Origin of the sequence: Methylobacterium gnaphalii, assembly GCF_007992215.1 — a bacterium.
GTDB lineage: Bacteria > Pseudomonadota > Alphaproteobacteria > Rhizobiales > Beijerinckiaceae > Methylobacterium > Methylobacterium gnaphalii.
This window is the reverse complement of the sequence record NZ_BJZV01000006.1, coordinates 1-25,492: the sequence shown is the minus strand read 5'-3', so window position 1 is coordinate 25,492 and position 25,492 is coordinate 1. Positions and strand designations below refer to the sequence as shown.

Sequence of the window (25,492 nt, the reverse complement as noted above, 5' to 3'; positions counted from 1 at the left end):
ATCAGACTTTGAGGTCTTCGAGCGGCACCGGCGCTGCATGCGAGCGCCCCTGGAGCAAACGGTCGAGCAGCGCCAGCACCTCGGCCCGCCCGCAATTGTCGGCAGGCTCGAACGGCGTCCAGGTCTGGGTGAAGTCGAGCCGCTCGAACACGTCGCGATAGCGCCTGAGCTCATTCGGCGTCAGCGGCACTCCGCGTACGAATGCCTTGTGGGCCGAGATCGTGACCGCCCGGCGGAAATCCTCAGGGTCAAGCTCGAACTTGAAGGCGTCTCCGCAGAAGCAGATTTTTCGCTCGCGGTCGAACAGCACGGCGTGCCCGTCGAAATGCCCGGCTGTCCGGTGCAACTCCAACCCCGGCAGTGGCTCCAGAAAGTCGTCGTAGGGCCATGAGACCTGGAGCGCCGCGCTCCAAGTGAAGTCGGCGGCCGGCAGGCAAAGCTCGGGATCGAAGCGGTCCTGTAACTGGGCCAGTGCCCCATAAGAATGCGGATGCGAGGCAGAAAGTACCTGCATGCCGCCGAGCCGCGCGATCTGATCCAACGCCGCCTCACTGAAGACCGGGCAGCCCTCGAAGCCCATGTTCCCGGCTTCCGTCTGAATGAGATAGGCGCTCGGCCCGATGCCGCTGACCGGATCGTTCCAGAAGCGCCAGACGCCCGGCTCTAGCTCCTGCCAATGGCAAGGGAATTCTGCTTGCGCCTGCGCTTCGGTGAGGAAACGCCAGCCCTTTGGCGGCACGACGTGGCGGGCATCTAGGCACATGGGGCAGGATGGCGGCGTCGCGAAATGACGCTGCCAGAAGCCACAATTGTCGCAGGTGAAGCCAGGGAGTTTGAGCGCTCCCGCAAAGGGCAAGTAGCCGGGCACGTCTCTTGATTTCCGTCGTGACAGAAGAGGGGAAGCGTAGTCCGGGCGCTGCCGCCGTCGCAAAGCGCCGCACCGTAGCGCCCGATGCGCCGCGTTGCCACCGATTGGTCGCCATGCCAGGAGCCGGCCTGAAGGCTCGTCTGTCGGCGTGTGCCCAGGTCGAGACCAGTGACCACCAGGGAACCGAATGAGCGCACATGATGCAACAGGGTTGAAGCGCCCGGCCCTGGTGATCTTCGATTGCGATGGCGTGCTCGTCGATTCCGAACCCCTCAGCCTCGGCACGCTGACAGCCGCCCTCAACCGCATCGGCGTCGCGATCGAGGTCGAGACCGTGCGCACGCGTTTCGCGGGCACTTCCATGACCTCGATCATGGAGCACATCGCCAACGACTATCCTGCGGTGCGCGTGCCGGAGGATTTCGTCGAGGCGGTGAAGGTAGAGACGCTCGGTGTGTTCGATCGGGAGCTGCGCGCCATGGCCGGGGTAGCGGCTGCCGTCCAGACGCTCGATATCCCGACCTGTGTGGCGTCGAGCAGCGACCCCGTGCGCCTGCGCCACTCGCTGACCCTCACCGGCCTGCTGCCACTCTTCGATGGCCGGCTCTACTCCTCGGCCATGGTCCGGCGCGGGAAGCCGTTTCCTGACCTGTTCCTCTATGCCGCCGCCGAGATGGGCGCCGTACCCGAGAGCTGTCTCGTGATCGAGGACAGCGTCCCAGGAGTGAGGGCAGCTCGCGCCGCCGGGATGCGCGTACTCGGCTTCACGGGCGGCGGCCATTGGGGCCACGACCGCAATGGCAAGGATCTTGCGGAGGCTGGTGCGGACCAGATCTTCGGGAATTACGGGCAGCTTGACGCACTGCTCGGTGGATTGCCGGCGCAGGTCTAATCGTCAGTTAGTTGAGAGCGCATCAGCAACGTGTGCACTCTTCAGGATTAGTGTGATTCTAGACCTTGTGTGGTCAAGCAATGGATAAATCTGTTCTGCGGAAGCAAGACACGGGATTCCTTCCGCGGTTGCAACAAACTTCGAAAGAACATTCCGTTGACCGCGGGAACCGGAGTGAGCACCCTGTTGTTGTGTGAGATCGTCATACCGCGGTGATTTGAAGTGGATAGCTTGCGCCGCGTCATCAAACGCTAAAGCATCACGAGGCGCCTGCGCTTCGTGGTCCTTCATCGAGGAGGACTTTTCATGCTCTCGTTATCGCGCCTGGGACCTTTCGCGACGAGGCCCCGCCGACTGGGGCAACGCTGTCGACGCTGAAGCTTCACGAGATCCCAGATCTCGAAAAACTCTTCTCGTCGTTCTCGGCCAAGACTCGGCCGCCGGAGATTTCTGATCCGATGACAGCGTTTGCTACAACTCCCCTCAAGCCTGCCTTAGAAGCCATCACCGATCCGACCCCGCACGACCGCATGACCGCGCGCGTCATTGAAGTCGGCGAGACCACCGCCGGCATCGCCGTGCCAGAGCATGGCGGCGTGCGCTTCTATTCGTCCGAGCGCAGCTTCGACGCGCTCGACGGCACCTTGTTCCGCAGCTTCGAGCAGGCCACCCGTGCCGCCCGCGAACGGTCGCGGCCCGGCGCCCGTTCCCTTCGCCAGCAGGCACCGCGCCTCGCCGCGGTGTGAGCTGGAGCCTCCTGCAATGGCAGGCTGAAACGAAAGAGGCCGCCAGACCTGTCCATCGGGTCCGGCGGCCTCCTTTTTGCGCGCGTGTCCGCTGCGTCTACTTGCACTCCTCGCGAGCACGTTTCACCGCGTCGGCGAAGCCGCCCAGGGCGTATTCATCGTTCGTCGGCTTGCCGCGCATCGAGATCGTCCGCACCGTAGCGGTCTGGGACTTACCCATCTCGCTGACGATGCGGGCCTCCTCGGCCTGATTCTGCACCCATGCATTCTCGTCCTTGACGACCAGGCCGAAGCGGGTGTTGCCGAACGCGATATAGGGATCGGTCTTGGCCGCGCTCGCCCCCGGTTTCATTTGGGCCGCAGCCGGCTTCGGCTTGAAGCCGAACATCACCGCAATCTCATTCTGGATGTTCTCGCCCTTGCGGATCGTGACGAAGAGGTAGGCCGTGTCACGCGCAAGAGTTTTGGGGGAGCGGGTCTGCGGCTGGGCGATGGCGTAGCAGACGCGAGCCTTGCCCTGCTGGCCGTTGGTGAAGACATTCCAGTCGCCAAAGGTCACCACCGGGGTAGCCTGCTGCATGCCCGGCGGCAGGGCGGTGCTCTTCGCAGCAGCCTCTGGCTTCTCGGTCCGGCTGTGCCGGCCGCGCCCGCGACGCTGGCCGCGGCTCGGTGCGTCCTCAGCTGCTGCGGGAGCCGCCTCCTGTGCCCGTGCGCCCTCGATCGGCGCGGTCGCACCGAGACCGGCGACGGCGAGCAGGCCCGGCAGGGCGAGCCCGAGAAGGCTGGCAGTCACGCGGTGGTGAAGAAGAGACATCGGCACAATCCCGGAACGCGAACGATCACGCAGCGGAACCTGCGCAACCGTACGATTTTACGGCGAAACGCCGGACTGTGTTCGTCACGGGGAAATTATCCAAGTCGGCCGTCAGGATGGCCAGATCTCGAGCTGCGAGACGGCAGCCTTCAGACCGTGTGCATCTCGGCCGCGAGGGCGCCGGAGACCAGGGCCGCAGCCTGCAGCTCGATCGCAGGCAGGGCATGGGTCGAGATCGCGATCACCGGGACCTGAGCGGCCTTGGCCGTGCGCTTGCTGACCGGAGGGTTGTAGGGCGTGTTGTATGCCTTGCGGATCGAGGCCCAATAGGCCTCACGCTCCAAGGCCGAGAACCGGCTCAGTCGGCCCTCGATGACGGCCATGGCAGCTTCGGCGAGAGCCGGGGTCTCTTCAGGGGTGATCCAACTCTCGATGGCCATGGACATGGTCTCCGCTACGCTTTCGCCACCCATACGAAGCGTCAGTTAGCTGAACCATGAACGCGCACACGGCTCACCGGTTGCCCGCGCCAATTTTTTAAATGCCAAGCTCCTTCAGCCAGCGCTCGGCCTGAGCCTGCACGTTGACCGGCGAGGTGCCGCCGTAGCTGGTGCGGCTCCTCACCGAGTTCTCAACGCCGAGCACGCCGTAGATCGCATCGGTGAGACGCGGCTCGACCTCCTGCATCGCGGAAAGCGAGAGCTCTTCGAGCCCGATGCCCTGCCCCGACGCCAACCCGACGAGACGGCCCGTGACGTGGTGCGCCTCGCGAAACGGCATGTTCAGTTCTCGTACCAGCCAATCGGCGAGATCGGTCGCCGTGGCGTAGCCGGAGCCGGCCGCACGCTTCATCACCTCCGCCACCGGCTCAAGGTCGCGGACCATGCCGGCCATGGCGGCGAGGCAGAGCGAGAGCGACTGCAGGGCATCGAATGTGCCCTCCTTGTCCTCCTGCATGTCCTTCGAATAGGCGAGCGGCAGCCCCTTCATCACGATCATCAGGCCGGTGAGTGCACCGATGATGCGGCCGGACTTGGCGCGGATCAGCTCCGCTGCATCCGGGTTGCGCTTCTGCGGCATGATCGAGGAACCGGTCGTGTAGCCGTCCGAGAGCTTCACGAAGTTGAACTGGGCCGAGGTCCAGACCACCAACTCCTCTGCGAGACGCGACAAGTGAATCGCGCAGATCGAGGCCGAGGAGAGCGATTCCAGCGCGAAGTCACGATCGGCGACGGAATCGAGCGAGTTCGCCGTCGGCCGGTCGAAACCGAGCGCCGCCGCCGTCGCGTGCCGGTCGATCGGGAAGGACGTTCCGGCGAGCGCCGCGGCGCCGAGCGGGCATTCGTTCAGCCGCGCGCGGGCATCGCGAAAACGGCCGCGGTCGCGGCCCAGCATCTCGACATAGGCGAGGCAATGGTGGCCGAAGGTCACCGGCTGGGCCGATTGCAGATGCGTGAAGCCGGGCATCACCGTGCCGGCATGCTTCAGCGCAGTCTCGGCGAGCGCGCGCTGCAGGTCGGCGGCCTGGAGGTCGAGGGCGTCGAGGGTGTCGCGCACCCAGAGCCGCATGTCGGTGGCGACCTGGTCGTTGCGCGAGCGGGCGGTATGCAGGCGGCCGGCGGCAGGGCCGACGATCTGTGTCAGGCGGTTTTCCACCGCCATGTGAATGTCCTCGAGCGCACGGTCAAAGACGAATTCGCCGCGCTCGATCTCGGATTCCACCGTCTTGAGCCCGGCCTGGATCGCTGCCACATCGTCCTTCGGCAGGATCCCGGCCTCGCCCAACATCGCGACATGCGCCAGCGAGCCGCGAATGTCCTGGGGGGCGAGCCGCTTGTCGAATCCAATGGAGGCGTTGATCTCCTCCATGATCTCGGCGGGTCCGCTCGCAAAGCGCCCGCCCCACATCCGGTTGCTCATGTCTGACGAAACCTTCCTGCCGGGGCGGACCTGATGGCGAGCCGCACGCTCCTCGCCGCCGGTGCGGCCGCTGCCGCGATCCTCGCTGGGCTCGCCCTATACGGGACCGGCTCGAAGATCGGCAACCTCGCGGCAACCAAACCCTGCGCGAGCGCGAGCTCGACCGTATCGCGCATCGCCCCGCTGTCGCGCGGCGAGGTCGCCGCTCTCGATACCAAGGGCGAGCCGAAGACGGCAGCCTCCCTACACTTTAAGCGGCCAGATGGGACGGACACCGACCTCGCTGCGCTCAAGGGCAAGGCGCTGCTGGTGAATCTCTGGGCAACCTGGTGCGCCCCCTGCAAGGCCGAGATGCCGGCGCTCGACCGGCTCCAGGCCGAGTTCGGCGGAGCGCGCTTCCAGGTCGTGACGATCAACGTCGAGACCCGCAATCTTGACAAGCCGCGGAAATGGCTTGCCGACAATGGCATCAAGGCGCTGGCCTATTACGGTGACCCGGCCGGCAAGGTGCTCCCTGCTGTCCAGCAACAGACCGGATCGACTGGCCTGCCGACGACAATGCTGATCGATGCGGACGGCTGCGAAGTCGGCGTGATGAAGGGGCCGGCGGAGTGGGCGAGCGACGATGGCAAGACGCTGATCCGAGCGTTGATCGGCGGCGCGACCTAGGGCGCCTGCCACGGGTCGATTGCGTCGTAGGCAGGCGCCATCGTGCTCCGTACTCGAAGTAGCGAGAAGTTCGTCCAGCGGCTCGAACTGCTCGGGCGTCACGTCTTCCATCGCGACGTAAGAGTCGTCGAGGGGGTTCCTTCGACGGATAGGGCTCCCGCAGAACCAGCCGGCTTCCGCCGTCCTTTTCTGCGAAGGTCACGATGGTGACGGCGCCGTTCACGGCCTCGTCATTGGTTCAGACGAGACGAGAGGACGGCGAGACATCGATTTCGCGGTTCGCGGGCTTGTCCGCCGGACGATCAGCCGGCAGGTCGTCCTATCATGAAGCCACAGCCTCAGACTGACCGCGCCCGCCGACCTTTCTCCGCTCTGCGCACCTTCCTTGCCAGCGAGGCGGCTGGGGGGATCGCGCTGATGATGGCGGCCGCAGCGGCCCTGATCGTGGCGAACTCGACGTTGGGCGAGGTCTATGCCCACGCACTGCACGTCCATCTCGGGCCGCTGAGCGTGCAGCACTGGATCAACGATGGCTTGATGGTCGTGTTCTTCCTGCTGGTCGGCCTCGAAATCAAACGCGAGGCGCTCAAAGGTCAGCTGCGGACCTGGCCGGACCGGGTACTGCCCGGTCTCGCGGCGGCGGCCGGCATGACGGTGCCGGCCCTCGTCTATCTCGCCTTCAACATCGGGGGCGGCACGGCGCGGGGTTGGGCAATCCCTGCCGCCACCGACATCGCCTTCGCGCTCGGCGTGCTGGCGCTGCTCGGGCCGAGGGTTCCGGTCTCGCTCAAAATCTTCCTCAGCGCCGTCGCCATCGTGGACGATCTCGGCGCGGTGGTGGTGATCGCGCTGTTCTATACCGGCAGCCTCGACGCGATGATGCTGACCTGTGCGGGCGCCGTCCTGCTGGCGCTGTTCGCGCTCAACCGGCGTGGCGTGCGGGCTCTTTGGCCCTATCTTGCGCTCGGGCTTCTGCTGTGGGGGCTGGTGCTGCGTTCAGGCATCCATGCCACGGTGGCCGGCGTGCTGTTGGCCCTGTTCATTCCGATCCGCGCGGCGCCTGGCGAGACCGCGCCGCTGCTCCGGCTCGAGCATAGCCTCGCGCCTTGGGTCGCTTTTTTGATCGTGCCGATCTTTGGCTTTGCCAATGCAGGCGTCCGGCTGATTGGGCTGCCGCTCGATGCATGGGTTGATCCGGTGACGCTCGGCGTGGCTTTCGGGCTGTTACTCGGCAAGCAAACGGGAGTGCTCGCGAGCGTTTGGCTCGCCGTGGTGACAGGACTCGCTGCAAAGCCCCGCGGCGCGAATTGGGGTCAGATCTACGGTGTCGCACTGCTCTGCGGCATCGGCTTTACCATGAGCCTGTTCATCGGCGGCCTGGCCTTCGGCCAAGGGGCGCACGAGACCGAGGTGAAGCTCGGCGTGCTCGCCGGCTCGCTGCTCTCAGGGGTGACGGGCGCCGCGGTGCTCGCGCTCGCAAGCGGAGTCGGAACAAAAAAGGCGCCCGTGTGAGGGGCGCCCGATGATGGTGTCCTTCGCGACCGCCGCCTACTCGCAGACTTCGACGCGCTTGTAGGTGAACTCGCCCTCGTCGAGCCACACCTTGCGGCGCTCGTAGTGGCAGATCGGGTCGCGGCGTCGCGGAGCGACGTAGACCGGAGCAGCCTCTTCCTCGACATAGACCGGGCGCGGACGCGGGGGAGGCGGGTTGTTGAGCATGGCGCCGAGCGCCACGCCGCCGAGCAGGCCGGCGGCTGCGCCGCCGATCACCGCCCCGGTATTATCACGCGCATCGGCATGACCGACGGCGACGAGGGTCAGCGCGCCGACGATCGCGGCGCGGAATCCATGATGGACGAGTCCGAAGGATGTAGAGGCTCGCACGATCGCAATCTCCCGATGACGTAGCGCCGACTTAAGCGGCATCGCCCTTAAAAATCGGAAAACGAGACCCGCTCGCAGCGCCAATTCATCAAGCTGGGAAGGGGCTCGATGACGTTCTCGGTGTGCCGGACAGCACGCGAAACCGCCGCTGCTTGCGCCATAGGCAGTGCCAAGCATTGATTGGATTGCTCTTCTTTCTCCCAGTCATGCCCACCGCGTTGTCCCGCCCACACCTTCAAGATGCAGGTGTGGGCGGTCGATGTGGTGAGCGAGGGATTGGACCCGTCGGGTTCGTCGCCACGACGGGAGGAGAGGTCCGCCATGGAAGGACGCGCGATGACGGGATTCGGGGTCGGTCGTGTCGTGCTTCTCGCGGTCCTGCTGCTGGGAGTGAGCCCGCTTCGGGCAGCGCAGGCTCCGGCCTTCATGCTGGTCGGCCTCGACGGAAAGACCTTCTTCGACCCCGCCGGCGGTCGCAACGGCCCGAACGGGGGCGATGCCATCGCCTTCATCGACGTGCGTGACGAGGCGCATCCGCAGGTCGCCACCACGATGCTGCTCGACAACTCCGTCTACGGACCGCCGACCAACCTGCAGATCACACCGGATGGCCGGCTCGGCCTTGTGGCGAGTTCGGTGACCATGCGTCAGGAGGAGCCGAAGGAGGGCGAGGCCAAAGACAGCGAGGGCTCGGACCGTCCTTGGTACGCGCAACCCGACGACCGCCTGCACGTCCTCGACCTGACGAGCGATCCGCCTCAACTCGTCGAGACCATCACGGTCGGACGCCAGCCCTCGGGGCTTGCGATCAACGGGGCCGGGGATCTCGCATTGGTGGCCAATCGCGAGGGCAAGAGCGTCACCGTGCTCTCGATTGCGGGCAACAAGGTGATGCCCATTGGCACGGTGGATGTCGGCGACGAGGCGGCCGCGGTGGCGATCTCGCCGAACGGCCAGCGGGCCTTCGTCGCAAAGAACAAGGCCGGCAAGATCGGCGTGCTCAAGATCGAGGGCACGACGGTGACCTACGATCCGGCGCAGGACATGCCCGTGGGGGCTGGCGTCTACGGCATCGAAGTGACGCCGGATGCCCGCCTCGCGCTCACTGCTAATACGGGCGCCACGCCATCCGACGGCAATGCCGACAGCGTCAGCGTGATCGACGCCAATCTCGGCACGCCGAAGGTGGTGGACTGGCTGGGCGTCGGCGACACACCGGAATCCATCGACATCGCCCCGGACGGTCGCCATGCGGCCCTCGCGGTGGTGCGCGGCTCCGCCGCTCCGCAATCGAGCCCGAATTACGGCCCGAAGGGGCTCACGGTGCTTCTCACTATCGATTCCGATGGGTCGGTGCATGTGACCGGTGCCGCCGAAGCCGGAGCGGTGCCGCAGGGCGTCGCCTTCTCGCCCTCGGGCCGGTTCGTCTATGTCGGCAATTACGTCGACCGGACGCTGCAGGTGTTTCGCGTTGAGAGCGATGCGCTCGTCGCCACAGGCATCAAGCTGCAGCTACCGGGACAGCCGGCCTCGTTGCGCGGACGCGCACGGGGGTGACTCACCACCATCCTTGCGAGGCGAAGCCGTAGCAGCTTAGGGCCAAGCCGCCGACCAATGCGGGTATAGTGTTGCTTTTCACAGCAGCGCGCTGAGATCCTTTACGACCGCGGTCGGCGCTAGGTCGGGATACTCGTCGGGCAGCCCCTGGCGGTTTACCCAAACCGCAGTGAAGCCGAAGGCGGCTGCCCCCGCGATGTCCCAGCGGTTCGAGGAACAGAACACGACCTCTGCGGGGGTGCCGCTGAAGCGATCGAGCACGAGCTGGTAGGCTTTGGGCGAGGTTTTGAAGACCTGCACGGCATCGACCGAGAGCACCGCATCGAGCCGATCAGCGAGGCTGGCAGAGGCCACCGCGATGTCGAGCATGTCTTGGTTTCCGTTGGACAGGATCGCGGTGCGCAGGCCCGCTTCGCGAAGCCGCAAGAGAACGTCCGGCACCTCCGGATAGGCATCAAGCGCGCGATAGGCGTCGAGCAGCGGCTGGCGCAGGGCCGGGTCCACCGTCGGATGCCGGGCAAGAGCATAGTCGAGCGCCTGCTCGGTGAGCGACCAGAAGGTTTGATAGCCGCCGATCAGTGAGAGCACCCAGCTGTATTCAAGCTGCTTCACTCGCCACAGCGCCGACAGCGAGCTGGCCTCGGGGCCGATCCCGTCCGCATGGCGCTGGACAGCTGAATGCACGTCAAGGAGTGTGCCGTAGGCGTCAAACACCACGCAAGATTTGCCGGTGAATGAGATGGCGTCGGGCATGGTTCACACTCTGTAGCCGCTCAAACGATGCCGGCGAGATGTAGCGCGATCCCGGCGCAGGAGCAGGCGAACAAAGTCGGGATCATGCCGAGATTGAGCCGGAACACCGCGAATACCGCGGCCGTCGTCAGGAGCAGGGCGGGGAGGTTCACGCTCGCGAGCACCGGCCACTCGATCGCCAAGCCGATCCCGGGATGGAGTGTCTGCACGTCTGCGAACAGCGTGTGCAGGGCAAACCAGACGGCGAGGTTCAGGATGACGCCGACGACCGCCGCGGTGATCGCGGCGAGAGCTCCAGACAAGGCCTGGTTTCCACGCAGGGCTTCGACGTAGGGAGCGCCGGCAAAGATCCAGAGGAAGCAGGGGACGAAGGTTACCCAGGTGGTGAGCAGGCCACCGAGCACCCCAGCGAGATACGGGTTCAGGCCGCCCGGCGCGCGGAAGGCACCGAGGAAGCCGACGAACTGCGTGACCATGATCAACGGACCGGGCGTGGTCTCGGCCATGCCGAGCCCATCGAGCATCTCGCCGGGCCTGAGCCAGCCATAGGTCTCGACTCCGGCCTGTGCGACATAGGCGAGGGCCGCATAGGCGCCCCCGAAGGTTACTACCGCCATCTTCGAGAAGAACACGGCAATGTCGGCGAAGGCGCTGCCGGAGGCGAAGATCACGAGGAGTGCTACCGGCACGAGCCAGAGCAGGGCGAGCACGGCGGCGATACGTAGCGACCAAGCGGCATCGGGCCGGGCATGCTCGGGAATGGTCTCGGCGAGCAAGCTGTCCGCGTCGGAAGCTCCCTGAGTGCCGGCTGCACGATGGCTGGCAGACCCAAAAGCAGCCGAGCCGAGGCGCACGGCGGCATAGCCGGCGATGCCGGCGGCGAGCACGATCAGCGGAAACGGTACCGACAGGACGAAGATCGCGACGAACGCCAATGCGGCGATCGATTGCATCACGCGGTTGCGCAGCGCCCGCGACCCAACGCGGACGACCGCCTGCAGCACGACCGCGAGCACTGCACATTTCAGCCCGAAGAAGAGCCCAGCCACCACGCCGGTCTGGCCGAAGGCGACGTAGATCAGACTCAGCGCCATGATCGAGACGGCGCCCGGCAGCACGAACAAGCTGCCGGCGATCAGGCCGCCCACTGTCCGGTGCATCAGCCAGCCGATATAGGTGGCGAGCTGCTGGGCCTCGGGGCCGGGCAGCAACGTGCAATACGAAAGGGCGTGGAGGAAGCGCGCCTCGCCGATCCAGCGCCGCTCGTCGACGAGGATGCGGTGCATCACAGCGATCTGACCGGCTGGGCCGCCGAAGCTCAGGAGCGCGATCCGCGCCCAAATGCGGGTCGCCTCAGCAAGCGTAACGCCGTGGGGCGGGCGCATGGAGGGCGGCTCAGGCCGCCAGGCCGCCGGCTTCCGTCCTGAGGAAGGCTGCACCGCAGGCCTTTGCGAGTTCGCGCACCCGCAGGATGTAGCTCTGGCGCTCGGTCACCGAAATCACGCCGCGTGCATCGAGCAGGTTGAAGACGTGGCTCGCCTTGATGCACTGGTCGTAGGCCGGCTGCGCCATTCTATGCCGCTGGCCTTCGCCGGGATCGCCGGCTTCAAGATAGCTGCGGCAGGCCTTCTCCGCGTCCGTGAACTGCCGAAACAGCATCGCCGTGTCGGCAGCCTCGAAATTGTGACGCGAATATTCCTGCTCGGCCTGCAGGAAGACATCGCCGTAGGTGACCTTGTCGTCGCCCTGGCCGCCGTTGAAGTTCAGATCGTAGACGTTCTCGACGCCCTGCACGTACATGGCCAGTCGCTCAAGGCCGTAGGTTAGCTCCCCGGCAACCGGCGCGCATTCGAAGCCGGCGACCTGCTGGAAGTAGGTGAATTGGCTCACCTCCATCCCATCGCACCAGCATTCCCAGCCGAGGCCCCAGGCGCCGAGCGTTGGACTCTCCCAGTCGTCCTCGACGAAGCGGATGTCGTGGAGCTTGAGGTCCACGCCGATGGCGGCGAGCGACCCGAGGTAAAGCTCCTGCAGATTCGGCGGGTTTGGCTTCAGGATGACCTGGAACTGGTAATAGTGCTGCAGCCGGTTGGGGTTCTCGCCGTAGCGGCCGTCCTTCGGTCGGCGCGAGGGCTGAACGTAGGCCGCCTTCCAGGGACGCGGTCCGAGGGCGCGCAGGGTTGTCGCCGGATGGAAGGTGCCGGCGCCGACCTCCATGTCGTAGGGTTGCAGGATCACGCAGCCCTTCGCCGCCCAGAAGCGCTGGAGCGTCAGGATCAGGCCCTGGAACGAGGTCTTGGGCGAGAGATCGGCGTCGCTCGACATGCGGGGTCCGGGTGTTTCGGAAGACGGCGCCGGTTTACGGGCAGGGCAGGGGCTGTCAAGCAAGGCTGCCCCCGTCCTGCGCAGCGGCACGGCAGCGCGACCCTCGGCCTCTCCGCCAAGACGTGAACCAGGTCGTGCTGAGGCGGTTCTCCGGACTGGGCGGAAGGCGTTCCGCCGGCTTTCGGGATAGAGCCGAGATGAACGCGATGCGGGGAGCCGGCTCAGCCATCCCTCGGGATCACTCGTTGGACGCGACGCTGGCGCTTCTCTCGGAAGGGTATGCATTTATCCCCAACCGCTGCCGGCACTACGGATCGGACGTCTTCGCAGCGCGGCTGATGCTGAGCCGTGTCGTCTGCATGTCTGGCCGGGAGGCGGCCGAGCAGTTCTACGATCGCCATCGCTTCACGCGTCGGCACGCCCTGCCGCGGACGAGCTTCGCTCTGATTCAAGACCATGGCAGCGTGATGGTGATGGATGGCGAGGCGCATCGCCACCGCAAGGCAATGTTTCTATCGCTTGTCGGTCCTGACGCGCTCCGGCGCCTAGCCGACCTATTCACCCGCCACTGGCAGGAGGCGGTGACGCGATGGGCCGGGCAGGAGAGCAGCGTGCTCCTCGACGAAGCCCATCGGGTCATCACGGCGGCGGTATGCGAGTGGGTAGGCCTGCCTCTCGATGGGAGGGAGGTCGACGCACGCGCGGCCGAGTTCGCGGCGATGATCGCGGGCACCGGCGCGATCGGACCCCGGAACTGGGGCGGCCATCTCCTTCGCGCCCGTACCGAACGCTGGGCGCGGCGCGTGATCGAGGAGACTCGGGCAGGGCGGCGGGCGGTACCAGAGGGTGCCGCTCGAACCATAGCGACCTACCGTGACGGTCAAGGCCAACTTCTCGACGTCAGGACGGCAGGGGTCGAACTCATCAACATCCTGCGCCCGACAGTTGCCAACGCCCGCTATATCGTCTTCGCCGCCATGGCGCTCCACGATCACCCACAATGGGCCGAAGCCTTACGTCGCGGAGATGACAGCACGCTCGACCGTTTTGCCTGGGAGGTGCGGCGGGTGTTTCCGTTCATCCCCTTCATCGGTGGCCGGGTGCGCGAGCCCTTCGCGTGGCGTGGCCATGACTTCAAGGCAGGTGATTGGGTGCTCATGGATCTCTACGGCACGAACCACGATCCGCGCCTATGGCATGCACCGGAGCGGTTCGATCCCGATCGCTACCGCCTCCGCGGTGAGGCCATCGAAGCCTTCAACCTGATTTCCCACGGAGGCGGTTCGGCGCCGGACGGGCATCGCTGCCCGGGGGAGGGGATCACTCAGACACTGCTGGTCACGGCTGCCCGGCTCCTGACGGCCTCGATGCGCTATGACGTCCCGCAGCAGGACCTGACCATCGATCTCAGCAACATCCCGGCCCGTCCCCGCAGCGGCTTCGTCGTCAGCAACGTCAGACCGACCTGATCGCAGCAGACCCTCGCTTCGAAGACGTATCGCTGACAGGCCAGCCGATAATACCCTTTGTTAACTCTGCTGCCCGGTCTGATCGTCGATGGCGGGACCGAGCGGCGGTGGGTTCGATTGACCCACCATGGTGATGTCGCTGCGAACCTGGATCTCCGACCTACGAACCGAACGGGCCTCCGTTGAGGCCGAAGCCCGGAGGCTGATTGCGCGGCACGGCGCCAACGCTCCAGTCGTCGCCAAGGCGCTGGCCGGTGGACCGGGTAAGCACCACACTGGCTTCGGTGTGAAAGTCCTGAGGCGCGTGGAGAAGCTGGCGAAGGGGCGCGACACCGGGCGCCCGTAACGGAAACGGGTGCCGTGGCGAACCTGGATGTACGACCATCCAAGGAGCCTTCCATGCGCACGCTTCTCGTTGCTGCCGCCCTTCTCGCGGCGCCCCTTACCAGCCTCCCGTCCGCTCAGGCCGCCGAACGTCCGGTCGTTGTCGAACTGTTCACCTCGCAGGGCTGCTCGTCCTGCCCACCGGCGGATGCCCATCTCCGGCAGCTGGCTCAAGAGCGGCGCGACGTGCTGCCGCTCGCCTTCCACGTGACCTACTGGAACAGCCTCGGCTGGCGTGATCCCTACTCCCTCGCTGCCGCCACCGAGCGTCAGGCGGCCTACGGCTCCCGCCTCGGCGAGACGTCCTTCACGCCGCAGGCCATCGTCGATGGGCGCACCAGCCTCATCGGCTCGCGCCGCAGCGAGGTCGATGCCGCGATCGCCGAAGCCAAATCTCAGGTGAGGACGGCCGTGCCGCTCGCGATCCACCGCGCGGGTGCCGGGTTGAACCTCACCGTGGGCGCCGGCTCGGGCCAAGGCCGCCTGCTGCTCATCGGCTTTGATCGCGAGCATACGACTGCGATCGGCCGCGGCGAGAACGGCGGCCGTCGGCTCACGGAAGCGAACATCGTGCGCTCACTGCGCGAGGTCGGCTCCTGGAGAGGCGCGGCGCTGACGCTCGCCGAAGCCGCGCCGGCCGGGGAGGACGCTGCCCTGATCCTCCAGGCGCCGGACGGCCGCATCCTCGGCGCCGCCCGCCTCTGAACGCGCGAACGTAACCGCTGACGGATGTGCTGCGAATTAGCAGCAGGGCGTCGGAACGGCGACCCTTTTCGGAAACAGCCCAACCAGGAGTCCAACCATGCGCCATTCCCTCGCCACCGCCGCCTGCGCCGCGTTCCTCGCCCTCTCCGCCCCGGCCTTCGCCGAAGAGGCCAAGCCGGCCGGCGCCGCCACCGAGAGCATGAAAGCCGACCACATGAAGTCCGGCTCGGGCCATACCGATTCCATGAAGAGCGACGGCGCAATGAAGAAGGACGGCGGTGCGATGATGAAGAAGGACTCGATGGAGAAGAAGGATTCGATGAGCAAGCACTGACCGCTCGCGGAACGGAGCGCCGACATGTCGTTCGCCTCGACGGCCTTTGCGGGATTTGGTAGCGACAGCTACCGTCCCGCCACAAAGCCGCTGTCCATCGGGCTCGGGGCGTCCCGGGTATCCGGATTGGAGAGGCACGGCAGGTCGGCGATCGTGCTCGAAGAAACGCTTTCCGCGACTATGGCGGCGGCCCAGGCCGGCGATGCCGAGGCCTATCGGAGGCTGCTGCGCGACTGCATGCCGGTCATCGCGGCGGCGGCGCGTGCAAAGGGTGCACGCGGCGATGCAGTCGAAGACGTGGTCCAGGAAACCCTTCTGACAATGCACCGGGCACGGGCGAGCTACGATCCGGCACGCCCGTTCCTGCCTTGGCTACGCGCCATCGCGCAGAGGCGCACGATCGACCTGCTGCGGTGCCAGAGCCGACGGCCGAAGGAGGTGGATGATCCCATCGCCTACGAGGCGCATGCGGATGATGGCCTTCCCGAGGCCGGCCAAGGACTCATGACGCGAGAGCGCGAGGCCCGGCTGGCTCAAGCGATCGCCACGCTGCCCAAGGGCCAACGCCAGGCTGTCGAGCAGCTCGGATTGCGTGAGAATTCTCTGGCGGAAGCCTCCGTTCTCACTGGACGCAGCACGGGCGCACTCAAGGTGAACCTACACCGCGCTTTAAAGACCCTTCGCGCGGCGCTCGCGCAGGATCGGAAGGACGGCCATGTCTGAATTCGGTCGTCTCGACAGTCTCGTCGATCATCTCGCCACCGATCTGGAGCCGGTGCGTCGCCTCCCCGCGCCGTCGCTGCGGGCGCTTGCTTGGTTCTGCCTGCTGCCGGGGCTCGGCCTGCTGCTGATGCCCTTCGCTGACTGGCATGCAATGGCCGAGCGGCTGCACGTGCCTGACCTCTGCGTCGCTGCGGTTGGCGCGGTCCTGACAGCACTCTGTGCCGCCATCGCAGCCTTCCAGACCAGCGTGCCCGGCCGCTCCCAGGTCTGGGCGTTGCTGCCGCTGCCGCCGTTGGCGCTCTGGATCGGTGCGAGCAGTCTCGGCTGCCTGCGGGCCTGGATCGCGCCGGATTCCAATATCGCCGACGGCGCGGAGATGCGCGGCTGCCTGTACTTCCTGCTCGGGGCCTCGCTGCCACTCTCGGTGCTGATCGTGCTGATGCTGCGCCGTGCCGCCCCGATGCGTCCGAACCTCACCGCCGCTCTTGCCGGCCTCGCCGCAGCAGGCGCGGCCGCGGCCCTGCTGGTGCCTTTCCATCCGCATGATGCCACGGCGAGTGATCTGGCGATGCACGCGATCGCCGTCGGTCTGATCATCGGGCTGAATGGGCTCGCCGGCGGGCGCCTGCTCGATCGTGGGGTGTCCGGCGGCTGAGAGACCTCGATCGAAAGCGGCGCCCCTTCCCGGACGCCCGGAGAGGCGCAGAAGGTGATCCGGGACGTGGTGTGTCGTGAAGCCTAGATGGTCGACTGGCCCTGCTCAGCGCGCGTCGGGTAGATTCGTCAGGATCGTCAGCGGCACGTCTCCTCCGCCCTCCGGGGCGAAACGCGGGTTCAGCACCACGGCGGCGAATACTTGGCGATTGTCCGGGCTGATATACGCGAAGGACCAAGTGCTGCCGTAATCAGTCAGCGGAAATTCTTTCCAGCCTCGCGCGCCTGCCAGCTCTTTTTCGTAATGCTCCTTGATCGGAAGCGGCTCGGCATCGCTGTCGACCCGGCGGGGCAGGATGCGCAAGTCCCGTCCGAAGCGCGAGGCAAGCTGGTCGAGAACGTCCTTCTGGGATTGCTTGTCGGCCGTGCGCACCGCGTCCGTGAAGGCGTCATCCTTGGCGATCGTCACCCCCGGGGCGTCGGGCGGCAGGACGGCAGGAGCCTCGCTACAGGCGGATAGGGCGAAGGCCGCCAACAGCAGCGAGACGGCGTACCGGCGTGTTGTCGTCGTGAAACGCATCAGGGTTCCTGGAAGGGATCACCCGTCATCAGCACCGGTTTCGGCGGCCGGTACCAGGCGCCGGGCTGATCGTCCGATCCGGTGCCCAGCGGGCACTGGACCATCACGCTGTCGCTCCAGCGCCCATACTTGTAGCCGATCGCCGGCAGCAGGCCGACGCGCGCGAAGCCGCAGGCCTCGTGAAGGCGCAGGGATGGCTCATTCTTGGCGTCGATATAGCCGATCATCTGGCGGTAGCCGCCAGCCGCGCAAGCTTCGATCAACGCTGGCAACAGTCGGCGCCCGATGCCGGAATGCAGGTAGTCGGGATGCACATAGATCGAGTGCTTCAGCGTGTAGCGATAGGCCGGGCGCTTGCGGAACGGCACGGCGTAGGCGTAGCCGGCCACCAAGCCTTCGCACTCGGCGACGAGGTGCGGCAGGCGCTTCTTGCGCATGGTCTTGCGCCGGCGCTTGAGGTCATCCGGCAGCAGCCGCTCCTCCTCGAAGTCGCCGACATCGCCGACGCCGCGGCGAATGTGGTGCTCATAGATCGCCACCATTGCCGTCACGTCGGCATCCGTGGAGGGCCGGATCACGATGTTCGGCAAGGCGGCGGGTTTCGGCCGCGCGGCCGAGGCTTCCGCCGTCATGCCCCCTCGCGCAGCACGTAGGTGAAGAACCGGATGCGCCCGTCCGGCTCAACTTGGCGGTAGACGCCTTGGATCTCGGCCTCAAAGCCGGGGAACAGGTTCGCTGAGCGCTCGAACATCTTGAAATAGTCGAGCATCGGCTTGGCCCGCTCGTCGATCCGCTCACCCGGCAGCACAGTGCCGATTCCGGGCGGGTAGACCAGGAGAAAAGTCGTCGCGATACGCCCTTCCGCTTCGGCAATCGGCACGAAGTCGACCTTGTTGCGCGTGAGCATCTGGGCTGCGGCCTTGGGCGGCATCACCATCTCGGGCAGGTGCTCGGGCATGAATTGCCTGCGCTGGAGCGTTGAAGTGCCGTGCTCGCGGTGGAAGGCGTGAAAGTCCGCGCAGAGGTCGCGCAGGCGTACACCCTGGTAGCGCTGCATCCGGCGCCGGACGAATTCCGGCATGGCTTCCTCCAACGGCACGTTGTCGTCGTGCAGCCGCTTGAAGGCGACGAGGCCCGAGATCAATGTACCGGCCTTCGATGACTCGACGCCCGGCGTCAGCAGGAAGAGCAACGAGTTGAGATCGTTCTTCTCGGCGACGATGCGGTTCTCGCGCAGGTACTGCGCGACGATCGGCGCCGGAATGCCGTGCTCGGCATACTCGCCGGTCTTCCGGTCGAAGCCGGGGGTGAGCACGGTGAGCTTGTTCGGGTCGGTGATGGCGTAGCCGGGGGCGACCTTGGTGAAGCCGTGCCAGCGCGCGCCCGGCTTCAGCTCCCAATGCTTGACCTCGGAGGCGAGTACGTCGGTCGGCAGGCTCTCCCAAGGCACCTCCTGGCCATCGGCATCGATGGCGACATCGGGCACGAAGGCGTCGAAGAACCAGCGACGCTTCTTGTCGCCCTCCTTCTCCTCGAACTCCTTGCGGATAGCGCGCACCTTCTTGCGCCACTCGATGCCGAGCCGGATCGTGTCGTCCCACAGGATCATGCCCGAGCGGCCCTTCATCATCTGCGCGCCGACGTCGAGCGAGGCGAAGAGCGGATAGAAGGGCGAGGTCGAGGCGTGGACCAGGAAGCTCTCGTTGAGCCGGCGATGCTCGACGCGGCGTGTCTGGCCGCGGATGTGGCTGTCCTTGGTGTGGATCTGCGAAGCTTGGGAGAAGCTCGCGAGCTGCTTGTGGGTCGATTGCGTGGCGATGATGCCGGGCGAGGTCTCGTCGAGCCCGGTCAGGCCCATGGCGAAATGGCCGGCGAAGAGCGGGTGGAACTTCATGAAGCCCGCCCAGGCCTCGTCGAACAGGATGTAGTCGCAGAGGTGACCGATCTTCTCGACGATCATCCGCGCGTCGTAGATCGTGCCGTCATAGGTGCACTGCTCGATGACGGCGACGCGGAACGGGCGCTCGCGGCTCCAGGCCTCGGGGTCCGTCACGAGCGGGTTATTCCGGATCTTCTCGCGGATCTTGGTCTCGTCGAGGGCATCGTGGAAGATCGGGCCGATCAGACCGTAGGCGTTGCGGTCGGTCTCCAGAAAGATCGGGATGCCGCCGGCCAGCATCAGGGCGCCGTGATGGGCGGCCTTGTGGTTGTTGCGATCGAACAGAACGAGGTCGCCCTCGGCCACCAGTGAGCCGAGCACCACCTTGTTCGAGGCCGAGGTGCCGTTGAGGACGAAGTAGGTCTTCTCCGCGCCGAAGATCTGCGCGGCTTCCTTCTGGGCCTTCAGCGCCGGACCCTCGTGGGTCAGCAGGTCGCCGAGATCGAGGACGGAGTTGTCGAGGTCATCGCGGAAGACGGCTTCGCCGAGATGCTCGACGAAGATCCGGCCGATGGGCGAGCGGTTGTAGAAGATGCCGCCATTGTGCCCCGGGCAGGTCCAGAGCTGGTTGCCCTCCTCCGCGTAATCGACCAGCGCGCCGAAGAACGGCGTCTTCAGCGTCTCGGCATATTGCGTGACGCGGCTGACGAGGCCGCGGGCGATGAATTCCGGGGTCTCTTCCGCCAGGAAGATATAGCCGTCGATGAAGTCCAGGAGCTCGACCGGGATGTCCTCGAGCCGCTTGCGGCGGACCATGATGACGATCGGCATTTCGAGGCCGCGCTTCCTCATCATGTCGATGAGGGCTGCCGCCTTGCCATCAAGACCGCGCTTGCCCCAGTCCACCACGAGGCAGCCCACCGCCGCGTCGGTCTGGACCGCAATGGCGGCGTCCTCGACGCGACGGGCACGGACCACCTCAAAGCCGCGCTTCTCCACGGCGGCGACAATCTGCGCGACGCGGGCGCCCTCAAGATCATCCGGATCGAAGGCCGGCGTGCACATCAGCACCGTGAAACGGCGATGAAAGTCCATGGACGAGGCGGCTCCGCTTTTTTGGGGAGGCGGACAGATGCCCGTCTCACGATGACGATGCAATGACGGAGCGAAGAATACTTTCCAGGGTTCACTTCCGAGGAAAGCGAAGGACGTGATCGGCCCGATCACGAAGCCAACGGGATCGAAATGTTTCATGACGTGCCATGCAAGCGGCCTCCGGATGGCGTGTCCTTCTTGCGTTGCTTACGGCCTCACGGTCCCTGGCCGAGTCAGTCCCCCCCACGTCGCGACGGCCGCGCCCATGTCTTGGGAAAATGCTGATCTACAGTCCCGCCTGCTGCCCAATGAAAACGAACAAAAACGTTTTAAATCAATGGTTTAAAGCAGTCTGATCGTAGCTGTGCCCGCAGTGACGGTAGACTTGGACGTCCACCGTCACGCCGCGGTGTCGAGCTTCTTACACAGCGCCTCGAACTCGTCCGCGTTGCTATAGCGGATACGGATTTCGCCCTCTCCAGACGGCTTGGCCTTTACAGCAACGCCGAAGCCAAGAACGCGAGCCAGGGTCTGCTCTAGGGTGCGGATCTCGGCATTCTTCTCGACGACACGGCGGGTGCGGGTCAACTCCGGTTTTTCGGCAGAGCTAGCTTCGGCCTCTGCAGTAGCGATCGCCTCGATTTCGCGGACCGATAGACCCTCGGTGACAATGCGCTTGGCGACGGCTTCAGGATTGCGCACTGAGAGTAGCGCACGCGCATGACCGGCGCTGATCTCAGCATTGATCACGCGATCCTGTATTGCTGGTGGCAGCTGCAGAAGACGCAGCGTGTTGGCGAGGTGGCTGCGGCTCTTGCCCAAGATCTCGGCGAGCTCGCGCTGGGTGTACTTGAACTCGTTCATCAGGCGCTCGTAGCCCGAGGCCTCCTCGATGGCATTCAGGTCCGAGCGTTGAACGTTCTCAAGGATCGCGTATTCGAGCGAGGCCTTCTCGTCGAGATGGAGCACGACGATCGGGATCTCGGTATGACCCGCGATCTGTGCGGCGCGCCAACGGCGCTCTCCCGCGACGATCTCGTAGGTGCCGGGCACGCCCGGCAACGGACGCACCACCACCGGCTGAATGACACCGCGCATGCGGATCGACTCGGCGAGTTCCTTCAGCTCGGTTTCCGAGAAGCTGCGGCGCGGATTGCGCGGGTTGGGCCGCAAGAACTCTACGGCCACCTTGCGCTGCTCGCGATCATAGCTGCTGCGCTCGGTCGGGAAGTCACCGATCAAGGCGGCGAGGCCGCGTCCAAGACGAGGGCGGGCCGCATCATCCGGCATTGCCATAGGGAAACTCCGTTACGCTACGAGGGGTCAGGCAGCTGCAGCCGGCGGTGGCATACGGCCCTCACGCTGGATGACCTCGGAGGCCAGGCGCAGATAGGCCTGCGCACCCGCACATTTAAGATCGTAGAGCAGCACCGGTTTGCCGTGCGAGGGGGCCTCAGAGACGCGCACGTTGCGCGGGATCGTCGTGCCGTAGACCTTGTCGCCGAGGAAGCCGCGCACGTCTGCCTCGACTTGGGTCGAGAGGTTGTTGCGCGGGTCGTACATGGTGAGCACCACACCTTGGATTTCCAGGCGCGGGTTAAGCGCGGTCTTCACCTGATCGACGGTGCGCAGCAATTGGCTCAAGCCCTCCAGTGCGAAGAACTCGCATTGTAGTGGCACCAGCACAGCATCCGCTGCCGCCAGCGCATTGATGGTGAGCAGGTTTAACGAAGGCGGGCAGTCAATCAGAATGTAGGTGATGTTCTGCGTCGCCGGATGGGTGTGAAGGCCCTGGAGAACGCTGCGGAGGCGGTGGGCACGGTCCGGCAAATTCGCCAATTCCAACTCGAGACCGAGAAGGTCCATCGTTGACGGCGCAACTGAAAGACGCGGCACCGCCGTCGGCACGACCGATTGTGCAAGCGAGGCTTCGCCGGCCATGACGTGATAGGTCGAGATCTCGCGACTACGACGATCGATACCTAGGCCTGTCGACGCGTTGCCCTGCGGATCAAGGTCGATAACGAGCACGGTCTCGCCGATGGCTGCCAAAGCCGTGCCGAGGTTGATAGCCGTCGTCGTCTTGCCGACGCCGCCTTTCTGGTTGGCAAGGGCCAGGATGCGCAAAGGCCGTCTGGGATCGTTCATGAGTCCACACGAGAGAGGGCCGTGACGCGCAAAATCTGGGCCTGCGGGTCCGTCCGGCTCGGGATCGAATCGTAAGTCAGACTCCACTTACGCACAGCATCGGTCAATTCCGCAGATGCATCACGTCCCTTGGGAAACAGCCCCATTATCCCACTTTTCAACAAAGGTTCAGTCCAATCGAGAAGTTGGTTCAGGGAGGCTAGGGCGCGGGCGCAGATCACATCGGTTTCACGCTGCTCGGCGATCACGGTTTCGATGCGTGCGTTTATGATAGTCACCGGTGCGCCGGTAAGCCGGGCAGTCTCGGTGAGAAAGGCGCACTTCCGTGCGTTGCTCTCAATAAGTTTCACGTGAAACATTTCGCGCTCGCGGCCAGCGATACCGAGGATCAGGCCAGGAATGCCTGCCCCCGAGCCGAGGTCGAGCCAGCGTGTTGCATTCGGCATGATCGCGAGTAGCTGCAGCGCATCGGCGACATGGCGCGTCCACACCTCAGACAGAGTCGCTGGACCAACGAGATTTTTTACCCTTTGCCAGCGGGTGAGCTGCTGGACGTAAATGTCGAGCAGCCGAGCTGTTTCACGTGAAACATTATGCTCGGCAAGGATACGATCGCGATCGTCGGCTCCCATTGGTTCTCGACTAGACTCGTTAACGACGCCGCTTGTTCAGCATGCGCATGGATCGGATCGCAAGCCTCATAGCATAGCTCGAACCGTCTCGCTTCTCCTTGCCTCTCTTGTGCTGTCTTCTGAAAGCTCGGCCCCAGCGCCCTTAACCCGCTTGGCATGTGCGACGAGTAGGGTCAGCGCTGCCGGCGTTACACCCTCAATGCGTGCGGCCTGTCCGAGCGTGGCCGGGCGCACAGCTTCCAGCTTCGCTCGCATCTCGTTTGAAAGCCCAGCAATGGCCTCATAAGCCAGGTGAGCCGGCAGCCTCACCGCCTCATCGCGGCGAAAAGCAGCAATGTCGGCGCTCTGCCGGTCAAGATAGACTGCGTAGGTTGCGTCTGTCGTCAGCCGCTCAGCAACCCGACACGGCACCTTGGCCAGTTCCGGCCAAACTGTCGCCAGTTGCTCCCAATCGATCTCCGGATGGGACAGGAGCTGGAAGGCACTACGACGAAGGCCGTCGCGATTGAGCGCAATGCCGTGTGTAGCAGCCTCGTTCGGCGTCAGGCTCAGCGCATTGAGCCGTTCGCGTGCCTCCGTCAGCGCGGCCTGCGATTGCGCGAAATGCGCGCTCCGGCGCGCGCCAATGCAACCTAGTGCGAGACCCCTCCCAGTTAGCCGATCGTCGGCATTATCGATGCGGAGTGAGAGCCGGTACTCCGAGCGCGAGGTGAACATTCGATACGGCTCACTCACGCCATGCGTGACGAGATCATCGATCATAACGCCTAGGTATGACTCGGCGCGATCGAACACCGCAAGGTCCGAGCTGCCGGCGAGCCGCGCAGCGTTTAATCCAGCGACTAACCCCTGCGCTGCCGCTTCCTCGTAACCCGTCGTCCCATTGATCTGGCCGGCGAGAAACAAGCCCGGCAGGCGGCGAGTCTGTAGCATTGGATCGAGTTCGCGCGGATCGACATAGTCATATTCGATGGCGTAGCCCGGTCGCACGATCCGCGTGTTTTCTAGACCGGGGATCGCCGCGATGATTGCTGCCTGAACCTCTTCCGGCAACGCTGTCGAGATGCCGTTCGGATAAACTGTGCTGTCGTCGAGACCTTCGGGCTCGAGGAAAATCTGGTGCCCCTCACGGTCGCCGAAGCGTACGACTTTGTCCTCAATGGAGGGACAATAACGCGGCCCGCGGCTGCTGATGCCGCCGGAATACATTGGCGAGCGCTGCAGGTTCTCACGGATGATGTCGTGGACGTGTACGGTAGTGCGTGTCACGCCGCAGGCGATCTGTGGGTTCGTGATTTTTTCCGTCAGCGAAGAGAACGGCACTGGGTCCTCATCCGCGTGCTGCATCTCCAACGCAGCCCAATCGATCGTCGTACCATCGAGCCGCGGCGGCGTGCCGGTCTTCAGGCGACCAAGACCGAACGCGTGTCGCTCAAGCGTCCGCGCTAGACCAACGGCCGGCCCCTCGCCTACGCGGCCCGCCGGGATCTTCCGCTCACCGATATGTATGAGTCCGCGCAGAAATGTGCCCGTGGTCAGGACAACAGCGCGGGCACTGAGCGCGCGGCCATCGGTCAGCACGATACCTGCGACGGCATGGTCGGACAGGATCAGGTCGTCGGCCTCGCCTTCAATCACCTCAAGGTTCTCGGTCTCGGCGATGGCAGCCTGCATCGCGGCGGCGTAGAGCTTGCGATCAGCCTGCGTGCGAGGGCCGCGTACGGCCGGTCCCTTGCGTCGGTTGAGCAAGCGGAACTGGATGCCCGCTGCGTCGGCGACACGGCCCATCAAACCGTCGAGCGCATCCACCTCGCGCACGAGGTGCCCCTTGCCGAGACCGCCAATGGCAGGGTTGCAGGACATCGCACCGATGGTGGCCGCCTTGTGCGTCACCAAAGCTGTGCGTGCACCTGTTCGTGCCGCGGCGGAGGCCGCCTCGGCGCCGGCATGACCGCCTCCGACGACGATGACGTCGAAGTGTTGGGATATGTTCGGGAACATGTTCGTGATTAGGCGCGCTGCAGGTGAATCGTCAACGGAACGACACGCGTCGGCTGGCTCTGCTCGCGGCTGTGATCGCGGACGCAGCAAAGCAAACCATCATGAATACGCCAAGCGTCGCCGGTGCTTCCCATGATTGATCCGATGCGATCGCAGTCGAGATGAGCGGCGTCTGGCACCGTCATTGCCTAACGATATTCGGGCGGTCCCCTGCTCTTTGCCAACATTCGGCAAGGACCTGAGGGATCTGTTTTCGGGTTAATGACGGGGCAGTGGCCAGATGGGCGCAGTGACAGTGGGCATTGGAGCAATGCTTTGCGGTAGCGGGGCCGTGGCGCATTTCTCAAAGAAGAGACAGCACAAGGAAACGCTGCTGGCACTCGGCGGTTTCTGTTTCCTGCTCGTCGGATTGTTCGTGACCCGCTCGGGTCACTTCTAGAGGCTGTTATGGACCTGTGGT

General features: G+C 65.1%; 26 protein-coding genes. 11 read left to right on the top strand and 15 right to left on the bottom strand.

Annotation, left to right across the window (positions count from 1 at the left end):
• Position 1: 1 nt before the first annotated feature.
• The gene (locus MGN01_RS06910) at positions 2 to 868 is read right to left on the bottom strand and encodes an MBL fold metallo-hydrolase (RefSeq protein ID WP_147045868.1); all 867 of its coding nucleotides are present in this window, start codon (positions 866 to 868) and stop codon (positions 2 to 4) included.
• A gap of 187 nt (positions 869 to 1,055) precedes the next feature.
• Between MGN01_RS06910 and MGN01_RS06905 the strand changes: the two genes are divergently transcribed.
• Entirely contained in the window at positions 1,056 to 1,760 is a 705-nt protein-coding gene (locus tag MGN01_RS06905; protein ID WP_147045867.1) for an HAD family hydrolase, read from the top strand.
• A 530-nt stretch (positions 1,761 to 2,290) separates the two neighbouring features.
• Positions 2,291 to 2,506: a hypothetical protein gene (locus MGN01_RS06900; protein WP_147046034.1), complete on the top strand. Its 216-nt coding sequence runs from the start codon at positions 2,291 to 2,293 to the stop codon at positions 2,504 to 2,506.
• Between the two features lie 97 nt (positions 2,507 to 2,603).
• Here the strand turns inward: MGN01_RS06900 and MGN01_RS06895 are convergent, their stop codons facing one another.
• The 3 genes from MGN01_RS06895 to argH form a co-directional block, all read right to left on the bottom strand.
• Positions 2,604 to 3,320 carry an invasion associated locus B family protein gene (locus tag MGN01_RS06895; protein ID WP_238258183.1) on the bottom strand — a complete coding sequence of 239 codons (717 nt, stop codon included), beginning with the start codon at positions 3,318 to 3,320 and terminating at the stop codon, positions 2,604 to 2,606.
• A gap of 149 nt (positions 3,321 to 3,469) precedes the next feature.
• A complete protein-coding gene (locus MGN01_RS06890) occupies positions 3,470 to 3,760 on the bottom strand; it encodes a hypothetical protein (RefSeq protein ID WP_147045866.1) in 291 nt (96 codons plus the stop codon).
• 97 nt (positions 3,761 to 3,857) lie between these two features.
• The gene (argH, locus tag MGN01_RS06885; RefSeq protein ID WP_147045865.1) at positions 3,858 to 5,240 is read right to left on the bottom strand and encodes an argininosuccinate lyase; all 1,383 of its coding nucleotides are present in this window, start codon (positions 5,238 to 5,240) and stop codon (positions 3,858 to 3,860) included.
• Positions 5,241 to 5,273: 33 nt separating this feature from the next.
• Here argH and tlpA point away from each other — a divergent pair, with 33 nt between their 5' ends.
• Positions 5,274 to 5,909, top strand: coding sequence for a thiol:disulfide interchange protein TlpA (gene tlpA / locus MGN01_RS06880; RefSeq protein WP_170245858.1), 636 nt, complete (start codon positions 5,274 to 5,276; stop codon positions 5,907 to 5,909).
• A gap of 324 nt (positions 5,910 to 6,233) precedes the next feature.
• The gene (gene nhaA, locus MGN01_RS06870) at positions 6,234 to 7,421 is read left to right on the top strand and encodes a Na+/H+ antiporter NhaA (protein WP_147045863.1); all 1,188 of its coding nucleotides are present in this window, start codon (positions 6,234 to 6,236) and stop codon (positions 7,419 to 7,421) included.
• 36 nt (positions 7,422 to 7,457) lie between these two features.
• Here nhaA and MGN01_RS06865 read toward each other — a convergent pair whose 3' ends face one another.
• A complete protein-coding gene (locus tag MGN01_RS06865) occupies positions 7,458 to 7,793 on the bottom strand; it encodes a hypothetical protein (protein WP_147045862.1) in 336 nt (111 codons plus the stop codon).
• Positions 7,794 to 8,114: 321 nt separating this feature from the next.
• Between MGN01_RS06865 and MGN01_RS06860 the strand changes: the two genes are divergently transcribed.
• Complete coding sequence (locus tag MGN01_RS06860) at positions 8,115 to 9,350, top strand: YncE family protein (RefSeq protein WP_238258185.1); 1,236 nt, start codon at positions 8,115 to 8,117, stop codon at positions 9,348 to 9,350.
• A 78-nt stretch (positions 9,351 to 9,428) separates the two neighbouring features.
• On the opposite strand, the gene MGN01_RS06855 is transcribed toward MGN01_RS06860, so the two are convergent.
• The 3 genes from MGN01_RS06855 to MGN01_RS06845 are packed head-to-tail and all read right to left on the bottom strand — an operon-like array spanning position 9,429 to position 12,428.
• The gene (locus MGN01_RS06855) at positions 9,429 to 10,103 is read right to left on the bottom strand and encodes a haloacid dehalogenase type II (RefSeq protein WP_147045861.1); all 675 of its coding nucleotides are present in this window, start codon (positions 10,101 to 10,103) and stop codon (positions 9,429 to 9,431) included.
• Positions 10,104 to 10,123: 20 nt separating this feature from the next.
• Entirely contained in the window at positions 10,124 to 11,488 is a 1,365-nt protein-coding gene (gene chrA / locus MGN01_RS06850) for a chromate efflux transporter (RefSeq protein ID WP_147045860.1), read from the bottom strand.
• A 10-nt stretch (positions 11,489 to 11,498) separates the two neighbouring features.
• Positions 11,499 to 12,428: a glycine--tRNA ligase subunit alpha gene (locus MGN01_RS06845; RefSeq protein WP_147045859.1), complete on the bottom strand. Its 930-nt coding sequence runs from the start codon at positions 12,426 to 12,428 to the stop codon at positions 11,499 to 11,501.
• A gap of 245 nt (positions 12,429 to 12,673) precedes the next feature.
• Between MGN01_RS06845 and MGN01_RS06840 the strand changes: the two genes are divergently transcribed.
• From MGN01_RS06840 to MGN01_RS06815, 6 genes are all read left to right on the top strand, one after another.
• A complete protein-coding gene (locus MGN01_RS06840) occupies positions 12,674 to 13,897 on the top strand; it encodes a cytochrome P450 (protein ID WP_238258187.1) in 1,224 nt (407 codons plus the stop codon).
• A 127-nt stretch (positions 13,898 to 14,024) separates the two neighbouring features.
• Complete coding sequence (locus MGN01_RS06835; RefSeq protein WP_147045857.1) at positions 14,025 to 14,243, top strand: hypothetical protein; 219 nt, start codon at positions 14,025 to 14,027, stop codon at positions 14,241 to 14,243.
• Positions 14,244 to 14,296: 53 nt separating this feature from the next.
• Positions 14,297 to 14,986, top strand: a complete 690-nt coding sequence (locus MGN01_RS06830; protein ID WP_147045856.1) for a DUF1223 domain-containing protein — start codon at positions 14,297 to 14,299, stop codon at positions 14,984 to 14,986.
• Between the two features lie 97 nt (positions 14,987 to 15,083).
• Entirely contained in the window at positions 15,084 to 15,320 is a 237-nt protein-coding gene (locus MGN01_RS06825; RefSeq protein ID WP_147045855.1) for a hypothetical protein, read from the top strand.
• Positions 15,321 to 15,500: 180 nt separating this feature from the next.
• Positions 15,501 to 16,043, top strand: coding sequence for an RNA polymerase sigma factor (locus MGN01_RS06820; protein WP_373319195.1), 543 nt, complete (start codon positions 15,501 to 15,503; stop codon positions 16,041 to 16,043).
• On the top strand, positions 16,036 to 16,698 hold the full coding sequence (locus tag MGN01_RS06815; RefSeq protein ID WP_147045854.1) for an NrsF family protein: 663 nt from the start codon (positions 16,036 to 16,038) through the stop codon (positions 16,696 to 16,698). Before MGN01_RS06820 ends, MGN01_RS06815 begins: the two co-directional genes overlap by 8 nt.
• Before the next feature lie 105 nt (positions 16,699 to 16,803).
• Here MGN01_RS06815 and MGN01_RS06810 read toward each other — a convergent pair whose 3' ends face one another.
• The 7 genes from MGN01_RS06810 to mnmG form a co-directional block, all read right to left on the bottom strand.
• Entirely contained in the window at positions 16,804 to 17,277 is a 474-nt protein-coding gene (locus MGN01_RS06810) for a hypothetical protein (protein ID WP_147045853.1), read from the bottom strand.
• Entirely contained in the window at positions 17,277 to 17,909 is a 633-nt protein-coding gene (locus MGN01_RS06805) for a GNAT family N-acetyltransferase (RefSeq protein ID WP_147045852.1), read from the bottom strand. The genes MGN01_RS06810 and MGN01_RS06805 overlap by 1 nt, the downstream gene beginning before the upstream one ends.
• Complete coding sequence (locus MGN01_RS06800; RefSeq protein WP_147045851.1) at positions 17,906 to 20,251, bottom strand: Orn/Lys/Arg family decarboxylase; 2,346 nt, start codon at positions 20,249 to 20,251, stop codon at positions 17,906 to 17,908. The genes MGN01_RS06805 and MGN01_RS06800 overlap by 4 nt, the downstream gene beginning before the upstream one ends.
• Positions 20,252 to 20,650: 399 nt before the next feature.
• A complete protein-coding gene (locus tag MGN01_RS06795; protein ID WP_147046031.1) occupies positions 20,651 to 21,541 on the bottom strand; it encodes a ParB/RepB/Spo0J family partition protein in 891 nt (296 codons plus the stop codon).
• Between the two features lie 33 nt (positions 21,542 to 21,574).
• On the bottom strand, positions 21,575 to 22,399 hold the full coding sequence (locus tag MGN01_RS06790) for a ParA family protein (protein WP_147045850.1): 825 nt from the start codon (positions 22,397 to 22,399) through the stop codon (positions 21,575 to 21,577).
• Complete coding sequence (gene rsmG, locus MGN01_RS06785) at positions 22,396 to 23,031, bottom strand: 16S rRNA (guanine(527)-N(7))-methyltransferase RsmG (RefSeq protein WP_147045849.1); 636 nt, start codon at positions 23,029 to 23,031, stop codon at positions 22,396 to 22,398. The genes MGN01_RS06790 and rsmG overlap by 4 nt, the downstream gene beginning before the upstream one ends.
• 66 nt (positions 23,032 to 23,097) lie before the next feature.
• Positions 23,098 to 25,032 (bottom strand): tRNA uridine-5-carboxymethylaminomethyl(34) synthesis enzyme MnmG, encoded by a 1,935-nt coding sequence (mnmG, locus tag MGN01_RS06780; RefSeq protein ID WP_147045848.1) that lies wholly within the window; start codon positions 25,030 to 25,032, stop codon positions 23,098 to 23,100.
• Between the last annotated feature and the right edge of the window lie 460 nt (positions 25,033 to 25,492).

Excerpts from the sequence above, each read along its gene's own strand:
- MGN01_RS06815 (WP_147045854.1), top strand. The coding sequence starts at position 16,036 with ATGTCTGAATTCGGTCGTCTCGACAGTCTCGTCGATCATCTCGCCACC.
- MGN01_RS06805 (WP_147045852.1), bottom strand. The coding sequence starts at position 17,909 with ATGACGGCGGAAGCCTCGGCCGCGCGGCCGAAACCCGCCGCCTTGCCG.
- argH (WP_147045865.1), bottom strand. The coding sequence starts at position 5,240 with ATGAGCAACCGGATGTGGGGCGGGCGCTTTGCGAGCGGACCCGCCGAG.
- MGN01_RS06890 (WP_147045866.1), bottom strand. The coding sequence starts at position 3,760 with ATGGCCATCGAGAGTTGGATCACCCCTGAAGAGACCCCGGCTCTCGCC.
- MGN01_RS06860 (WP_238258185.1), top strand. The coding sequence starts at position 8,115 with ATGGAAGGACGCGCGATGACGGGATTCGGGGTCGGTCGTGTCGTGCTT.
- MGN01_RS06810 (WP_147045853.1), bottom strand. The coding sequence starts at position 17,277 with ATGCGTTTCACGACGACAACACGCCGGTACGCCGTCTCGCTGCTGTTG.
- MGN01_RS06795 (WP_147046031.1), bottom strand. The coding sequence starts at position 21,541 with ATGCCGGATGATGCGGCCCGCCCTCGTCTTGGACGCGGCCTCGCCGCC.
- mnmG (WP_147045848.1), bottom strand. The coding sequence starts at position 25,032 with ATGTTCCCGAACATATCCCAACACTTCGACGTCATCGTCGTCGGAGGC.
- MGN01_RS06830 (WP_147045856.1), top strand. The coding sequence starts at position 14,297 with ATGCGCACGCTTCTCGTTGCTGCCGCCCTTCTCGCGGCGCCCCTTACC.
- MGN01_RS06820 (WP_373319195.1), top strand. The coding sequence starts at position 15,501 with ATGGCGGCGGCCCAGGCCGGCGATGCCGAGGCCTATCGGAGGCTGCTG.
- MGN01_RS06835 (WP_147045857.1), top strand. The coding sequence starts at position 14,025 with ATGGTGATGTCGCTGCGAACCTGGATCTCCGACCTACGAACCGAACGG.
- MGN01_RS06800 (WP_147045851.1), bottom strand. The coding sequence starts at position 20,251 with ATGGACTTTCATCGCCGTTTCACGGTGCTGATGTGCACGCCGGCCTTC.
- chrA (WP_147045860.1), bottom strand. The coding sequence starts at position 11,488 with ATGCGCCCGCCCCACGGCGTTACGCTTGCTGAGGCGACCCGCATTTGG.
- tlpA (WP_170245858.1), top strand. The coding sequence starts at position 5,274 with ATGGCGAGCCGCACGCTCCTCGCCGCCGGTGCGGCCGCTGCCGCGATC.
- MGN01_RS06845 (WP_147045859.1), bottom strand. The coding sequence starts at position 12,428 with ATGTCGAGCGACGCCGATCTCTCGCCCAAGACCTCGTTCCAGGGCCTG.
- MGN01_RS06905 (WP_147045867.1), top strand. The coding sequence starts at position 1,056 with ATGAGCGCACATGATGCAACAGGGTTGAAGCGCCCGGCCCTGGTGATC.
- MGN01_RS06895 (WP_238258183.1), bottom strand. The coding sequence starts at position 3,320 with ATGTCTCTTCTTCACCACCGCGTGACTGCCAGCCTTCTCGGGCTCGCC.
- MGN01_RS06790 (WP_147045850.1), bottom strand. The coding sequence starts at position 22,399 with ATGAACGATCCCAGACGGCCTTTGCGCATCCTGGCCCTTGCCAACCAG.
- MGN01_RS06855 (WP_147045861.1), bottom strand. The coding sequence starts at position 10,103 with ATGCCCGACGCCATCTCATTCACCGGCAAATCTTGCGTGGTGTTTGAC.
- rsmG (WP_147045849.1), bottom strand. The coding sequence starts at position 23,031 with ATGGGAGCCGACGATCGCGATCGTATCCTTGCCGAGCATAATGTTTCA.
- nhaA (WP_147045863.1), top strand. The coding sequence starts at position 6,234 with ATGAAGCCACAGCCTCAGACTGACCGCGCCCGCCGACCTTTCTCCGCT.
- MGN01_RS06900 (WP_147046034.1), top strand. The coding sequence starts at position 2,291 with ATGACCGCGCGCGTCATTGAAGTCGGCGAGACCACCGCCGGCATCGCC.
- MGN01_RS06825 (WP_147045855.1), top strand. The coding sequence starts at position 15,084 with ATGCGCCATTCCCTCGCCACCGCCGCCTGCGCCGCGTTCCTCGCCCTC.